The sequence below is a fragment of the Coleofasciculus sp. G3-WIS-01 genome (assembly GCF_040223135.1).
GTDB lineage: Bacteria > Cyanobacteriota > Cyanobacteriia > Cyanobacteriales > Coleofasciculaceae > Coleofasciculus.
In genome coordinates, this window is the sequence record NZ_JAVJZI010000261.1 from 22,475 (window position 1) to 37,219 (window position 14,745).

Genomic DNA, 14,745 nt, shown 5'->3' on the forward strand with positions numbered 1-14,745 from the left:
CCGCTTCCCGTGTACAATGAAGCGAGAAAAGCTAAGGTTCACGCTTTCGGCATCATGTAGGAAACACGGCTTAAGTGAGCCATCGTTCAATCTACTTTCGCGATCGCCGATAACCAGCGTGTGACCAAAACTATACCACGGTGTCAACTCCCCAAAGCAACCCTAGGGGTATAATTTAGTCTGGCAAAAACAAGCCTGATGTTGACCATAAGTTGAGCATAGTTGCGGTTTTATCTGAATCGGCGAGAAGACTCTCACTATAATCTTTAGATCAGCGTGAGGGAGGATGTCATGAACCACAGCCTGATTCAAGAATCACCATAAAAAATTTTTTCTTTCTTTAGAGATTGACGATTGAGGTTGACCATGAGGTATCGTGCATTTATTGTTGCCTTTTTGGCATTGTGTCTGGGGGTTTTAACGGCTTGTTCAGATGCAGCAACAGCGACTAGTCCTGATCAATTGACCTACGACCAGATTAGAAATACAGGCTTAGCGAATCTATGTCCCCAACTCTCGGAAACAACTCGTGGTTCTATTCCCATTGAGTCTAATAAGTCCTATCGAATTGTCGATCTGTGCTTACAGCCAACTAGCTTCTTTGTCAAGGAAGAACCGACGAATAAGCGCAGAGAGGCAGAATATATCCCTGGTAAATTACTGACTAGAGCTACCTCTAGCCTCGATCAAGTAGAAGGGGCATTAAAGCAAGCAGAAAATGGCAGCCTTGTCTTTAAGGAAGAGGATGGCATTGACTTTCAAGCCATTACAGTACAGTTACCTGGCGGCGAACAAGTTCCTTTCATGTTCACGATTAAAAGTTTGGTTGCCACAACTGGGCCCAACATGACTAGCGTGAATACGTCTACGGACTTTGAAGGGGAGTTTAAGGTTCCGTCTTACCGGGGTTCTGTGTTCCTCGATCCTAAAGGTCGTGGCGTCGCCTCTGGCTATGATAATGCGGTAGCGCTGCCTTCCAAAGCAGATGAAGAGGAATTCGTTCGGGCTAACGTTAAGCGCGTAGAGACCCGATCGGGTGAGATGTCTCTTCAAGTTTCTAAGGTTGATAGCTTCACCGGTGAAATTGCTGGTACATTTGAGAGCGCACAGACTGCTGATACTGACCTGGGTGCTGAAGAAGAACCAGAAGAAGTCCTGATTCGAGGGATTTTTTACGGTCGCGTTGAAGCTGAAGAGGCTTAACGGTTAGTGCTTCGGTACTAAACGGTCTTTTATCTAGTAATTAGGGGCATGGCTATAGTCGTGTCCCTTTTTACGAAGGCAGAGGAGATGGGACATCAGGGATCAAAGGTGCACAAGGGTTCCGGGGGTTTCAGGTGCAGATTTCCTGTTCCCTGTTCCCTTAAAAACATGAAGAAAGTTTAAGCAAATTTACAACTCTTAACCTTAACTGGATTTTGCACTCACACAAGACCTTGGTAGACTCAATATGCACCTCTAATATCAGCGTGGGTTGAGTCACCCCCCCAATTGCCACATTCTCAAGTCCAAAATCGTAAGTAAAAGATAACGAGTAAAACAAAAATGGTAGATACCCTTAAAAAACCTAGCTTTGAAGAAATCAGACCGGGCGTTAAATCCCCAGCGAAGGATACCATCCTGACGCCTCGGTTCTACACCACAGACTTTGAAGCCATGGCGCAGATGGATATCTCGCCGAATGAAGATGAGCTATTGGCGATTCTTGAAGAGTTCCGTGCAGACTATAATCGCCACCACTTCGTCCGGGACGCTGAGTTTGAGCAGTCTTGGGAGCATATCGACGGTGAAACCCGCCGCTTGTTTGTTGAATTTCTAGAGCGTTCTTGTACAGCAGAATTCTCTGGATTCTTACTGTATAAAGAATTGGGTCGTCGTATCAAACACAAAAACCCAATTCTGGCAGAGTGTTTCATCTTGATGTCTCGTGATGAAGCACGTCACGCTGGTTTTCTGAACAAGGCGATGTCAGATTTCAATCTGGCGCTGGATTTGGGATTTTTGACCAAGAATAAGAAGTACACCTTCTTCCAGCCGAAGTTCATTTTCTACGCCACCTATTTGTCGGAGAAGATTGGCTATTGGCGGTATATCACCATTTATCGCCATCTCGAAGCCCATCCTGAAGATCGCATTTACCCCATCTTCCGGTTCTTTGAAAACTGGTGTCAAGATGAAAATCGCCATGGGGATTTCTTTGATGCGCTCATGAAAGCTCAACCGCAAATGTTAAATGATTGGCAGGCAAAGCTGTGGTCTCGCTTCTTCCTGCTGTCGGTATTTGCGACCATGTATCTAAATGACATCCAACGGTCTGATTTCTATCAGTCGATTGGTTTAGATGCCCGCGAGTATGATAAGCATGTGATTAAGAAGACCAACGAAACCGCTGCACGGGTATTCCCAGTGATTTTAGATGTGGAACATCCCAAGTTCTACGAACGTTTGGAAGTCTGTATTACCAATAACGAAAAGTTGACGGAAATTGCTAACTCCAAAAGTCCGAAGTTCCTGCAATTTTTCAAGAAGCTGCCCTACTATGTCTCTAATGGCTGGCAGTTCCTGAGACTCTACCTGATGAAGCCCATGGAAGTTGCTTCTCAACAGGGCGTTGTTCGTTAGCTCATTAGGCGAGAGGTTTCCCAAGACTGAACTTCTGAGCGTTCTCTTAGAACTTAGGCTCGTCAACATAAGGCTAAATAAAGCCTCGTCCATAGCTTAGCTATGGGCGGGGTAGTTGACGCTTAACCGAATGGGAGAATACAATTATCAGTTTCTATTGTTTACTTTTCAGAATATATAGCAACCGCCATAGCTGTTAGGACACATCATTTATGTAGAGACGTTGCAGGCAACGTCTCTACAAGGGTGCCTTTGTCCTAATCGATGTGTCTACTGCTATAACTCAAGTTTTTTTTTCTATAGTGAATTTTAATCTGCGAATAAACAAGACTTAACTTTGAGCCAATAAAATACTCACTAACGACATCTTCTTCAGTTATTACAGCAGCCCTTATGAACCCAGTGATACTATCACTGGGTTTTTTGCAAAGGAGAAATCCCCGGCTGTTTTGACCACCAACTACCATTAATAAACTAATGATCTAAAAGTTATTGAGCTTCCGTTGTAGGTAAGCAATCGTTTCTCCTACAGCTTCGAGCTTACCTCTCAGTTTCCACGCACTTTCACTGTTTTCTCCTTTTGATTCAATGACATTAAGAGTCCGTTGGTATTCTATCTGACGCTCTAACCAGTAATCCAAATCCTGACGAGAGACGCCTGGAGACTGATCGGTAGAATTACTCAAGGTACTATCCTCAACTCAACACAATGTTGCATCTTGCCACTTATTTCTCACCATATCCCCTTTTTCACAAAATTGCTGTCATTCTCATCAGCCAGATCAAATTCTACTAGCCACCTTAACTAAACAGTCAAGTTCCCATTGCATCTGAGTACAGACTTTTTCATAGCAAGCATTGACATACTCGCGATCGCTGGCTGGATCACGACCATACCGTTCAAAGACAATCGGCGCACAAATACGAGTGTAAATCGGGACAGGCAAGGGAATATTGGGTAGAGGTCCAATCGCCAATCCCCATGGTAAACCTAAATAAACTGGAAAAACTTCCGGATCAAGACCAAATAGCCACGGGAAAATCCCCCAATCGTGTAGTTGTCGAACCTGTTCGTAAAAATCTGCTAGGACAATCAGCGTGTCATGAGCGCCATAAGAAATAACGGGTATAATTGGTACACCTTCCCGCAATGCCAGCTTAATGAACCCCTGACGCCCCGCCAAATGAATTTTATTACGCATACTGTGGGGACGAAAGACATCCTGAGCGCCCCCAGGATAGACAAGGACACTAGCGCCTCGACGCAAAGCTGCGATCGCCATTTTGGGATGAGTCCTGATTGCCCCCGTCTTAGCCGCTAGTCGTGCCGTGTTTAGGTCAATTTTCCAGCCATTGGGGTGCATCAAACCATAAACCGGACGTTCGGTACCAAAACGCCGAAACCAGTCATACATGACCATGATCATATCCGGCGCGACGAGTCCGCCATTGTGAGAACCCACAAATAAGGCGTTGCCCTGATCCCGAATGTGATGCCAGCCATCGGTTTTCACCCGAAAGTAGTAGTGGTAAAACCACCCCCACAAGGGCATGAAAGATTCGATTGTTTGGGGATCACGTTCATCGAGTGACCACCCGGGTTGGTCATTTGGGATTGAGCTACCATTCATGAACGAAACAAAATGTTAGGTTGAGCGGATTATGACCGAAAGCAGGGGAGTACAAGAGAGACAACCTGTGACTTTCTTCCTTGAAACAGGATGACTTGCATCCTTCATAAATATTAACGGAACCCAACGCATAAGGCTCTGCTTGCAGTTCGCCAAGTTGAATGTAACACTAGGGTGAACAACTGTAACCTAAGTTGTTCAATTTCAGGTGCATTGCTGGCAAATATGGCTGATCATCACACCTACCGTTCAACTTCTCATCGTGATCCCATTATCATTCAGCCGTTCCCACCTACCATCTTTAAATCAGCAGGATTCACCCCACGCCCAGTTGAGAAATTATGCTATGTTAGCGAAGCAGCACGTTAGCGTACCTAGACGAAGGTGAGCGTGCGGCGTCGGACAAGCTAAAAAATCCCCTAAAAAAAACCCCTAGGTAAGCCTTAAAGACACCGCTAGGGGATTCCCAAACAACCTAAACACTAAACAGGAGAATAACGACCACGTTGGAATGCGTTTAAGCTCCCTTACTTAACTAGTTTGCACCCCCGGATGGCATTTTATGTTTAGCTATGATGAAAAGCGTGTAAAGATTTGATGAACTTTTGCTTCATTGAGTCATCCATAGCATATTTCGCTCTGGTAGGGGTGAGGGGTAACACCCATCAGAATGCTTGGGTAAATCCTTGGGACATTGATAATACAACTCCAGTTTTCCCCAAACATTATGGATACTAACGAACTCCTGCGGCGTTATCTAGCCAGGGAAAGGAATTTTCGGGGTGCTAATCTGAGGAAGATCAATCTCATGGGTGCTGATCTCAACGGTGCTGACTTGATTGGTGCTGATTTGAGTGGTGCTGATCTCAGGGGTACTCAACTGATTGACGCCGATTTAAGCAATACGGATCTCAGCCGAGTCAACCTTAGTGGCGCTAACCTTAAACAGGCTAACTTAAGCGGTGTCAATTTAAGTGCAGCTAACCTGAGCCGCACTTTCCTGATGCATGCAGATCTCAGGGGCGCGACTTTGATTGAGGCGAACCTCATGGATGCTGACTTAGCGGATGTTAATCTCAGCCGGGTTAATCTCACTCAAGTTAATCTCAGTCGAGGCAACTTAAGTGGTGCGAACTTATTTGGCGCAAACCTAAAGCAAGCTATTATGGTGGGCGCTGACCTAAGTGGTGCTTTTTTAATTGGGGCTGACTTAAGCGATACCAACTTAAGTGGTGCGAATCTCAGCGGTGCTGATTTGAGGGGAAGCAATCTCAGTCGGGTTAATCTAAGTGGTGCTGATCTGTTCGGTGTGAACCTGAGTGGTGCTAACTTAAATCAGGCTAATTTGAATCGGGCTAACTTAAGCTATACCAATCTGAGCAATACCAATCTTACGGGAGTTGATCTGAAGATTACCGAGGTAGAGAACGCTCGATTTGGAGAGAACGAGGGACTTTCTGAAGCCAGTATGCTTGATTTGCAGCGACGCGGGGCAATCTTGGAAATGACGAGTTTCAGTGTGAGGGTTGATGATTAGAGCCTGATTCACCGGCAATTTCTAGATATTTCCGGAAAAATGTTTTGAACTTATTTGTTCTGTCAAGGCAACCATAAGATTGTATGATAAAAGTATCACATTGAAGGGTCGAATCAATGTTAGTAGGATTCAAGACAGAGTTAAAACTGAACAACAAACAGCGAACGCAGTTAGCTAAACACGCGGGTGTTGCCCGTCATGCCTGGAATTGGGGGTTAGGCTTAACCAAACAGATACTCTTACACAATCGGGACAATCCAGAGGACAAAATTAAGTTCCCCACTGGAATTGACCTGCACAAATGGTTGGTGGCACTGGTTAAGCCCATTTGCCCGTGGTATTACCAGGTGAGTAAATGCGCTCCCCAGTATGCACTCTCACCTTGGTTTTGGTTGACAGATGGTATCCTTCAACCAAAACCTGCTCCCAATGCCACACCGAAAAAGATTCAATGCCATTATCTGAGCGAGTGTTCCGGTGTGACAACTGTGGGTTTGAGTGCGACCGAGATTTGAACGCATCGCTCAATTTAGAGCAAGCCGCCAGTTAGACGGTGTTAGCCTGTGGACTGGGAAGGTGCCGACACCACCAGAATGAAGCAGGAAGTAAACGGCAGACTTTACCAGCTACTGGTAGATTTGTGTAAGTTTTACGTAACGGAAACGCCGGGTTCTTAGCGGATGTTGATTGTGCCTTGTCTTTCGGCTCTCCTGTACTTGTGCTGGAAAACCCTCTATTTGTGATAGTTTCCCTAAAAACATTGTTTTGAAAGCACTACCCCCCAAGTTTTCAAGAATCATCAGGTTTGCTTATCACCGTAGGTACGGGAGAGCCGACAATCTTGGGTTAAGAAATTTCAACTAACTGAATATCAAAGGTTAAGTCTTGTCCTGCCAGAGGATGGTTGGCATCTAATCTCACATTCGAGTCGGTGACATCGGTAATCACCACTGGAATGACTCGCCCGTTGGGTTGTTGAATTTGTAATTGCTGACCAATTTCGGGATTCAAGTCTGGGGGCATTTTGTCTCGGGTAACCTCCAGTACCATTTCTGAGCGATGGGGACCGTAAGCTTTATCAGTAGGAATCATTTCGGTTTTGGAATCCCCAGGAGTCATACCCAAAACAGCTTGCTCGAAACCTGGAATGACCTGTCCAGCATCAATGGTGAATTCTATCGGTTCGCGATTCAGGGAAGAATCAAAGACTGTACCGTCGTTTAATTTCCCTGTGTAGTGAATTTTGACGGTATCACCGACTTTAGCTTGTGCCATATTTATTTTCCTTGGATTTGGTCAACACCTCTAGGGTATCAACTCCCGCCAATTTTGCATTATTTCCCAAGTGCGCTCGACAAGTCACCTCTAGGTGTCTGAGTCCAAACTGGATTGGTCAATCCTTTTCCCTTTTAGGGCAAGGTTGGTGAAAAGCACCTCGCTCTTACCCACCTTACCCAAAATAAGCCAATTGAACTAGCTTACTGAGGTGACATCCCGCTCAGAAGCCTCGGCTTCAGGAGTTGAAGCCGCCACTGCTTCTGGAGGAACAGGTATAGCAAAGTTATAAATCTCGAAGGATTCAGATAAGGGCGTATCCGTGACAGTTGCCTCAGTGGGTTGACTCTGACGTGCTTTGAGTTTTTTAGCAGCGACAAAACCTCCGGCTACGGCGGCGATACCAACACTAGCGATACCGAATTTTTTGTAGAGGTCGATTTTATTACCAACCAGACTAGAAGGTTCTCCAGAAGCAGTTAAAGACATACCTTTTTTACCAAAGGAACAAGGGAGGGCTTGAGTTGGGCTGACAGTGGTCAGTAAGAGGCTACCTGTAACGGTTACGGTAGAAAGGATACTTGTCAAAAGCAGTTTGGATTTAATCATGATTGCTATGGGATATACCTAGTCAGTGACAAAAAGCTTATCTAACAGTTTACAGACCTGATCCAATCAGGAAAGCATTATAGGATAGTAATTTTAAATCAAAGATATAAATCATACTTGATGATGGTAAATGGTTAAGTGATGATTACCTGTTCCCCCAGGGTCCTTCTCCTTTGCTGTATGGCTTCTGAGCTGACTTGTCACAGGAGGTGTCGAAATCCGTGGGGTAGGGGTATAAGTAACGCCACTCAGCCGGAAGAATGTCAAGATATAAAGATATATAAACTTCCCTATCTTCCTATGGACTGGCAAGAACTATCTGGTAGCTGGGTTTTAATTCCTTCTCGTCCCATTGGTATCGTGCATTTTTTGGGTGGGGCATTTATTGCGGCTGCGCCCCAAGTCACCTACCGTTGGCTACTTGAGCAATTAGGGCGTCAGGGTTACCTGGTTGTAGCTACGCCATTTATCAATACCTTAGATCACGTTGCGATCGCCCGGGAAGTTCTCAACCGTTTTGAGACTACCCTAGATCGCCTCAAAGCCACAAGACTACTCAAGAAACAGTATTTACCCATCTACGGTGTCGGACATAGCATGGGTTGTAAACTGCATCTGCTGATTGGCAGTCTGTATTCTGTGGAACGGGCGGGTAATATTTTGATTTCTTTCAACAACTACCCCGCGAAACAGGCGATCCCATTTCTGGAACAGTTCAACGTGCTGGATCAGTTGACGTTCCTCAAACAGTTGAATATCAAGCCAGCCTTTGACGTTGAATTTACCCCCTCACCCCAACAAACCAACGAACTGATTGCCCAGCAATACGCCGTCCGCCGCAATTTACTGATTAAATTTATCAATGACGAGATAGACCAAACCGCAATCCTATCACCTGTTCTGCAACAGCGATTTCCTAATATGGTGGTGCTGCAAATGTTACCGGGAAATCACATAACACCTTTGGGACAAGATGTCAACTGGAAAACGGGAGACGCATTTACTCCCTTCGATGCGATCGGTCAATGGATGAAGCAAGGCGTTTATCGTGACTTAAATCGACTTAAATTAGAGATTATACGCTGGTTAAATCCTCTGGCGGTGGGGTAAGTAATAGAGGAGAAAAGCAACAGGTTGAGTTACGACAATGTATGTAAGTATAGCAAGCGCCATAGCGGTTAGGACACATCATTCGCGCAGTTGGAAGCCTTAGCAGAAGCGCTATTGGATTTTTCGGGCTTGTCAGATTTAGTGGGTTGGTTTGAACAGTTACGGTAAGCACAAGGGAGTATAATTGCTTTTTTCAAGCAACCATAATTGTGCTGGAGTGAGGAGAGAAGCAATCGGTTGAGTTACGACAATGTATGTAAGTATTTGGCGGAACAATATCCAGTCGCATTTGCCGACTGGTTACTTGCCATTGAATCGGGTAAGGTTGAAGCGACAATATCGTTGTGCTGTGGTACAGGTGGTTATCTTTTTACAGGAGACAACCAATGAAGTGGCTTTTACTGAGGAATATCGAGACGAGACAACGATTCACCGCTATCGAGTGGTTCGCTTGTGGGAACAAGAACCAGCACCATTTCTAGCTAATCCAACACTGTTACCTTTGGCGACATTGGCGCGAACAGAGGAGCCTCAAGGATTGTTGGCGCAGGTAGCGGAACAAGTCGCTAGAATTCCTAATAGGGAGCAGCGACAAAATATTTCTGGTTGTACAGAAATTCTCGCGGGGTTACGGTTTGAAAAAGATTTAATTCGTCGGTTTTTGCGGAAGGATATGATGCGCGGATCTGTGATTTATCAAGATATTCTGCAACAAGGAGCATTTAAATTAATTAGAAGTCAGCTCAATTGGCGGCTGGGTGAGATTGAGCCAGCACTGCTCGAACGGGTTCGAGAGTTATCTCCTGAGCAGTTAGACAATTTAGCCGTGGCGTTGTTTAATTTTTCTGAAATCGGAGATCTAGCGGATTGGTTAGATCAGCAGCAGCCACGAGCAGGAGAGGTGAATTTGATTGTCCGTCAGCTTAAGCGACGGTTGGGTGAGGTTGAGCCAGTATTAATTGAGCGAGTTAGAAGATTACCTATCGTACAGTTGGAAGCGTTAGCAGAAGCGTTATTGGATTTTTCGGAGGTGTCAGATTTAGTGGATTGGTTGGAGCAGTTGCAGTAAGATCACACAAGTGATAATAGAACAGTTTATGTGGTGAGTGACGAGCACATTGATTTTCTTCAAGATCGCGGATAATAGAGACAAGGAAACTCTAGCCAGCAATAACACAGTAACCTTTTCTAACGCAGTCGTTTGAGAGAGATACGATATGCCTTTACCTGGTGGCGCAGCCGATAAAATTGGTAACCGCTATGAAGCTCGGTTGACTATCTATTGCATATAGCCAAACAAAAAAGTCGGAGTTACAATCGCGCTGTCTTGATCTCGTTGATCTTGTGGCTAATAATGAAATTTACGAATTAACCAAAGCGTTAACGGATTATGAGCGTTAGAGACTCATAAGGGCGCAAGCCTTGCGCCCCTACAGGAGACGAATACAAGCTGTGGGTTGGGTTGACGCATGTTACCTAAGGGAATCTAGGGCTAAGGTTCCCTACTACAAGCTATATGGAGCATTTGTGCGTAAGTCCGGGCTAAAATGCGTTTAAACTCCTTCACCAAATTGTTACGAGTCAAGGAACGAACATGAATAAGATAATTTCTAAATTTATGGGGGAGAAGGGCGGGTTTTGTTGTTCAGTTTTTTCTGAATAGCTGACTGTAGTTCCTAAACCCGCCCCTACAATTGTGGCTAAACCCTCCCCTACAGATTTTGATTACTTAGCCGACGCTTTAACCATATTCCAACAGGATTGCGCGATCGCCCAGTCTTCTTGGGTATGAATTACGAAAACGCGCACGATTGAATCCTCTGTGGAAATATCCGCATCTACGGGATTGGTTTCATTCTTGTCTGAGTCAATTTTAAGTCCCAAAAACGCTAGGGTGTCAGATGCAGCAGATCTCAAAGAGGCTTGATGTTCACCAACCCCGCCTGTAAAGACTAATACATCTAATCCACCCAAGGAGGTTAACATCGCCCCTAAATAGAAGCGTAGGCGGTGTATATAGACATCTAGAGCGAGTTTAGCTTGCTGATTACCTGCCGCGATCGCGTCATTTATTTGGCGCATATCACTACTCACTCCCGATAACCCTTTTAATCCCGATTCTTTGTTCAACAAATGCTCTAATTGATCCGCATTATACCCCTGTCGCATCAGTTGAATCAGAATAGAAGGGTCAATTGAACCCGAACGAGAACCCATCATTAACCCTTCTAAAGGTGTATAACCCATGGTTGTATTGATACTAATCCCATCCCGAATGGCGGCTAAGGAACACCCATTCCCTAAATGACAGGTAATTACTCGTAACGATTTAGCGTCTTTTGCCAACAACTGAGCAACTCGTTCCAGACAGTATTGATGACTTATACCATGAAAACCATAACGACGTATTCCTTGATCCAGCCATTCTTTGGGACCTGGATAAATAGCGGCGGGTAAGGGAATTTGAGCATGAAATGAAGTATCAAATACAGCCACTTGGGGCATATCTGGTAAAATATTCTCTATCGCCTCAATTCCTTCTAGATTCGCTGGGTTGTGGGATGGAGCCAGAGGAGACAGAGACGCGATCGCATCTTTCACTTCAGCGTTAATAAATGTTGGTTGATGGTATTTATCGCCGCCACGAACCACCCGATGTCCTACCACATCAATGTCACTCAGTTGGGAAATGACTTGAGTTTGACCGCGCCAGAGTGTATTCAACATTTGAGAAATCGCCTTAATTCGGTCATCGGTGGGTAGGCGTTCCTCCAGCGACTTCCCGTTAGAATTCTTAACCTTTAATAGCTCTGTGTCTGACTTTCCAGTCCAATCAATTTTGGCTTCCCATATTGGTTCTGGTGGAGAATTTGGCAAAGATTCACCAATCTCATACAAACAACTTTTCTGGGTACTAGAACCCGCATTTAATACTAATATTTTCATCCCTGATTCTGATAACAAAGGAATGGAGCTGTAGAGACGTAGCACGCTACGTCTGGAACAATTGGGAGACGTAACATGCTACGTCTGGAACAATTGGGGCACGCTACGTCTGGAACAATTGGGGCGGGTTTAATCGCATCTGGGTCACAAAAAAGGATAATAGTCAAACCCGCCCCTACAGAACTGTTCCCTGAAAAATTAACACCACTGCCAATTGGTAATCTCTTCAGGATCTTCGCCATTCTCACCGATATATTGCCCGTGAGCCGCTAGCACATATTCATAATGACGAACTCGGTTATTTGCCTGTGCTGAAACGTAAGGATTTTGTCGTGCGGCTAAGCGAATCGCTTGCATAACTAAGTGATAACGACTCGTACCATTGCGGACTTGCATATCAAAGGGTGTGGTGGTTGTCCCTTCTTCCTGATACCCATTAATCTGGAATCGCTCAATAGTTGGACGCCCAAATAACAATTGCTTAATCAGCGAAGGATAACCGTGGAAATTGATAATAACAGGTTTATCGGGGGTAAATAGGGCAGTAAACATTTCATCGTCTAACCCATGAGGATGAGTGGAATTTTGTTCAAGAATTAATAAGTCCGTCACGTTAACCACTCGCACCCGTAACTCCGGTAATTCTTGCCTCAGGATTTGCGCGGCTGCCATGACTTCTAACGTGGGACAATCACCAATTCCCACCAGTACCACATCGGGATTAACCCCATCATCGGTACTCGCCCATTGCCAAACTGAACCGCCTGCCCGACAATGTGAGATCGCCTCCTCCATGGACAACCATTGAGGTAGAGGATTTTTGTTGGAAATGACTAAATTGACATAGCCTGTACTCTCCAAGCAGTGGTCAATCGTACTGAGTAAACAGTTCGCATCTGGGGGTAAATAAACCCGGGCATAGTCGGCTTGCTGATCCAAAACACTATTAATAAAGCCAGGATTTTGGTGAGAAAAACCATTATGTTCCTGTCGCCACAGGGTTGAGGTTTCTAAGTAATTCAGAGACGATACAGGCGGACGCCAGGAGAATTCCTGGGAATATTTTAAGAACTTGGCATATTGATCCATCATCGTGGTGATAATGCCCAAAAATGCCTCGTAGGAGGGGAATAAACCATGTCGCCCGGTGAGGAGATAGCCTTGTAAGAACGCCTGACAGGTATGTTCACTCAGCACTTCGATAATTCGTCCCCCATCCGGTCCAATCTCGCCATCAAAGGGTCCAGTGGGCCACTGATAGTTCCGCTGGGTAACGTCAAGGACTTTGTGAAGACGGTTGGATTCGAGTTCGTCGGGGCAGAAAATACGGAAGTTGTTGGGATTTTGCTGAATCACATCCCGCAGGTATTTTCCCGCCTCATAAGTATTACTAATGCTACTCTCACCCTGTTTACACCCTTCTTCTGCTTGTGGGTGTTCTACGGGGAGAGCGTAGTTAAAAATATTCGGTAAATCCAAGGGTTGACGCACACGCCCACCGAAGGTATGGGGATTGCTGCCCATGCGTCGTTCCCCTTGAGGACATTGGTCTAAAATGTCGGGTAAGGGTTGTCCTTTTTCGTCAAAGAGTTCCTCAGGATGGTAGGAACGGAACCAATTTTCGAGCAGTTCTAGATGTTCGGGATTACTTTTAACCTCTTTGAGGGGAACTTGGTGAGAACGGAAATTCCCTTCAATCGGTACACCGTCTGCTTCTTTAATCCCCGTCCATCCTTTAGGCGATCGCAAGATGATTAGGGGCCAACGGGGTTTACTGAGGCGGTTCCCGGAACGGGCGGCTTGTTGAATCCGACTGATTTCTTGATATGCCCAATCCATGGAAGCATACATATCAGCATCCAAGTCCTCATCTTCGACAATTCGCACTTGGTAGCCGTACCCGGTAAACAGATGCAGTAATTCCTCATCACTCATCGTGCCAAAAATAGACGGGCTGGCAATTTTGTACCCATTCAGATGCAAAATCGGTAAAACTGCCCCGGATTCAGCCGGATCAATGAATTTTGTTCCATGCCATGCTGTAGCAGTGGGTCCGGTTTCTGACTCACCATCGCCAACGATACAAGCGACGACTAGATCCGGGTTATCCATTACCGCCCCAAATGCTGTCGCCAAGGCGTAGCCCAATTCTCCGCCTTCGTGAATGGTGCCAGGAATCCCCGGATACAGGTGAGAGGGAAAGCCACGGGGCCAAGAAAATTGCTTCACCAATCGATATACCCCAGCTTCATCGAAGCTAAGGTCATCATAGTAATCCTGTAACGATCCTTCCAGGTAAAGGTTAGCCAGGTTCGCGGGCGCACCATGTCCGGGTCCAGTCACTAGAAACATATTGGCATCGTAACGCCGGATCAGTCGGTTGAGATGGGCATAGACTAGATTAATGCCGGGACAAGTCCCCCAGTGACCGAGTAAACGATCTTTAATGTGTTCTGGTTTTAAGGGTTCGCGTAAGAGAACATTATCTTTGAGATAAATTTGAGTCGCTGCTAGGTAGTTAGCCGCACGGCGATATTTCGCGATCGCGTCGAGTTCGCCGCCCTGATTTTGGCGCACTTGAGCAACAGGAATTTCCGGTTGAGATAAAGAAGCTTTGGCTGTTGAAGTAGTTATTGTCATATTTTATAAATTCAAATTACAGGAAATTTTGACTTGCGTTGGTAGCGGTACTCGTCTGCTGTGCAGTTTATCCAAAGATTTCAGCGGAATTCTCCTACTGGGGATAGATCATGCCAAATCCGATGATATGAACCTCTGTTCTCTAGTTCCTGAATCCTCTCTTCTACTTGGCTTACTCGTAGTGGGGTGTTTGGGTTTGGGGTTATCCCGGAGGTTTATAGCAGTAGACACATTGATTAGGACTTTCGTCACCATTGTAGAGACGCGCCATGGCGCGTCTCTACATAATGGCGCGTCTCTACATAATGGCGCGTCTCTACATAATGGCGCGTCTCTACATAAATGATGTGTCCTAACCGCTATGGCGCTTGCTAT

The 14,745-nt window shown here is 45.5% G+C and carries 13 protein-coding genes and 3 pseudogenes; 10 read left to right on the plus strand and 6 right to left on the minus strand.

The features are described 5' to 3' along the window. The first annotated feature begins 366 nt into the window (after nt 1-366). Nucleotides 367-1,203 carry a photosystem II manganese-stabilizing polypeptide gene (psbO, locus tag RIM23_RS27805; protein ID WP_446371324.1) on the plus strand — a complete coding sequence of 279 codons (837 nt, stop codon included), beginning with the start codon at nt 367-369 and terminating at the stop codon, nt 1,201-1,203. 342 nt (nt 1,204-1,545) lie between these two features. Continuing rightward, nucleotides 1,546-2,622 (plus strand): magnesium-protoporphyrin IX monomethyl ester (oxidative) cyclase, encoded by a 1,077-nt coding sequence (gene acsF / locus RIM23_RS27810; protein ID WP_446371326.1) that lies wholly within the window; start codon nt 1,546-1,548, stop codon nt 2,620-2,622. Nucleotides 2,623-3,104: 482 nt separating this feature from the next. Here the strand turns inward: acsF and RIM23_RS27815 are convergent, their stop codons facing one another. Continuing rightward, nucleotides 3,105-3,308 (minus strand): hypothetical protein, encoded by a 204-nt coding sequence (locus tag RIM23_RS27815; protein WP_446371328.1) that lies wholly within the window; start codon nt 3,306-3,308, stop codon nt 3,105-3,107. A gap of 96 nt (nt 3,309-3,404) precedes the next feature. Continuing rightward, nucleotides 3,405-4,253, minus strand: coding sequence for a lysophospholipid acyltransferase family protein (locus RIM23_RS27820; RefSeq protein WP_446371330.1), 849 nt, complete (start codon nt 4,251-4,253; stop codon nt 3,405-3,407). Nucleotides 4,254-4,980: 727 nt separating this feature from the next. Here RIM23_RS27820 and RIM23_RS27825 point away from each other — a divergent pair. The 3 genes and pseudogenes from RIM23_RS27825 to RIM23_RS27835 all read left to right on the plus strand — a co-directional run bounded on the left by RIM23_RS27825 (nt 4,981) and on the right by RIM23_RS27835 (nt 6,340). Further along, nucleotides 4,981-5,790, plus strand: coding sequence for a pentapeptide repeat-containing protein (locus tag RIM23_RS27825; RefSeq protein WP_446371332.1), 810 nt, complete (start codon nt 4,981-4,983; stop codon nt 5,788-5,790). Nucleotides 5,791-5,906: 116 nt separating this feature from the next. Then, nucleotides 5,907-6,167 (plus strand): annotated as a pseudogene (locus RIM23_RS27830) (helix-turn-helix domain-containing protein); the annotation flags it as partial. Continuing rightward, a complete protein-coding gene (locus tag RIM23_RS27835; RefSeq protein ID WP_446371334.1) occupies nt 6,146-6,340 on the plus strand; it encodes a zinc ribbon domain-containing protein in 195 nt (64 codons plus the stop codon). The pseudogene RIM23_RS27830 and the gene RIM23_RS27835, both read left to right, overlap by 22 nt. 296 nt (nt 6,341-6,636) lie before the next feature. Here the strand turns inward: RIM23_RS27835 and RIM23_RS27840 are convergent, their stop codons facing one another. Both RIM23_RS27840 and RIM23_RS27845 read right to left on the minus strand, forming a co-directional pair. After that, nucleotides 6,637-7,065 carry an FKBP-type peptidyl-prolyl cis-trans isomerase gene (locus tag RIM23_RS27840; protein ID WP_446371336.1) on the minus strand — a complete coding sequence of 143 codons (429 nt, stop codon included), beginning with the start codon at nt 7,063-7,065 and terminating at the stop codon, nt 6,637-6,639. A gap of 198 nt (nt 7,066-7,263) precedes the next feature. Next, nucleotides 7,264-7,674 (minus strand): hypothetical protein, encoded by a 411-nt coding sequence (locus RIM23_RS27845; protein ID WP_446371340.1) that lies wholly within the window; start codon nt 7,672-7,674, stop codon nt 7,264-7,266. A 300-nt stretch (nt 7,675-7,974) separates the two neighbouring features. Between RIM23_RS27845 and RIM23_RS27850 the strand changes: the two genes are divergently transcribed. The 4 genes and pseudogenes from RIM23_RS27850 (at nt 7,975) to RIM23_RS27865 (ending at nt 9,853) form a co-directional block, all read left to right on the plus strand. Continuing rightward, entirely contained in the window at nt 7,975-8,784 is an 810-nt protein-coding gene (locus RIM23_RS27850; protein ID WP_446371342.1) for a DUF1350 family protein, read from the plus strand. Between the two features lie 87 nt (nt 8,785-8,871). Beyond that, nucleotides 8,872-8,952, plus strand: a pseudogene (locus RIM23_RS27855) (DUF4351 domain-containing protein); the annotation flags it as partial. A 69-nt stretch (nt 8,953-9,021) separates the two neighbouring features. After that, a pseudogene (locus RIM23_RS27860) lies at nt 9,022-9,670 on the plus strand (Rpn family recombination-promoting nuclease/putative transposase); the annotation flags it as partial. Nucleotides 9,671-9,685: 15 nt separating this feature from the next. After that, complete coding sequence (locus RIM23_RS27865; protein WP_446371350.1) at nt 9,686-9,853, plus strand: DUF4351 domain-containing protein; 168 nt, start codon at nt 9,686-9,688, stop codon at nt 9,851-9,853. 656 nt (nt 9,854-10,509) lie between these two features. Here the strand turns inward: RIM23_RS27865 and RIM23_RS27870 are convergent. Together RIM23_RS27870 and RIM23_RS27875 are read right to left on the minus strand one after the other, a co-directional pair. Further along, entirely contained in the window at nt 10,510-11,730 is a 1,221-nt protein-coding gene (locus RIM23_RS27870) for an acetate kinase (protein WP_446371352.1), read from the minus strand. Between the two features lie 198 nt (nt 11,731-11,928). Then, nucleotides 11,929-14,370, minus strand: a complete 2,442-nt coding sequence (locus tag RIM23_RS27875; protein ID WP_446371344.1) for a phosphoketolase family protein — start codon at nt 14,368-14,370, stop codon at nt 11,929-11,931. A 28-nt stretch (nt 14,371-14,398) separates the two neighbouring features. On the opposite strand from RIM23_RS27875, the gene RIM23_RS27880 reads away from it, so the two are divergent. Then, nucleotides 14,399-14,716, plus strand: coding sequence for a PEP-CTERM sorting domain-containing protein (locus tag RIM23_RS27880; RefSeq protein WP_446371346.1), 318 nt, complete (start codon nt 14,399-14,401; stop codon nt 14,714-14,716). Nucleotides 14,717-14,745: the final 29 nt, after the last annotated feature.

What these genes read in the sequence shown, in the direction of transcription:
- psbO (WP_446371324.1), top strand. Translation starts at nt 367, where the DNA reads ATGAGGTATCGTGCATTTATTGTTGCCTTTTTGGCATTGTGTCTGGGG.
- acsF (WP_446371326.1), top strand. Translation starts at nt 1,546, where the DNA reads ATGGTAGATACCCTTAAAAAACCTAGCTTTGAAGAAATCAGACCGGGC.
- RIM23_RS27820 (WP_446371330.1), bottom strand. Translation starts at nt 4,253, where the DNA reads ATGAATGGTAGCTCAATCCCAAATGACCAACCCGGGTGGTCACTCGAT.
- RIM23_RS27825 (WP_446371332.1), top strand. Translation starts at nt 4,981, where the DNA reads ATGGATACTAACGAACTCCTGCGGCGTTATCTAGCCAGGGAAAGGAAT.
- RIM23_RS27835 (WP_446371334.1), top strand. Translation starts at nt 6,146, where the DNA reads ATGCGCTCCCCAGTATGCACTCTCACCTTGGTTTTGGTTGACAGATGG.
- RIM23_RS27840 (WP_446371336.1), bottom strand. Translation starts at nt 7,065, where the DNA reads ATGGCACAAGCTAAAGTCGGTGATACCGTCAAAATTCACTACACAGGG.
- RIM23_RS27845 (WP_446371340.1), bottom strand. Translation starts at nt 7,674, where the DNA reads ATGATTAAATCCAAACTGCTTTTGACAAGTATCCTTTCTACCGTAACC.
- RIM23_RS27850 (WP_446371342.1), top strand. Translation starts at nt 7,975, where the DNA reads ATGGACTGGCAAGAACTATCTGGTAGCTGGGTTTTAATTCCTTCTCGT.
- RIM23_RS27870 (WP_446371352.1), bottom strand. Translation starts at nt 11,730, where the DNA reads ATGAAAATATTAGTATTAAATGCGGGTTCTAGTACCCAGAAAAGTTGT.
- RIM23_RS27875 (WP_446371344.1), bottom strand. Translation starts at nt 14,370, where the DNA reads ATGACAATAACTACTTCAACAGCCAAAGCTTCTTTATCTCAACCGGAA.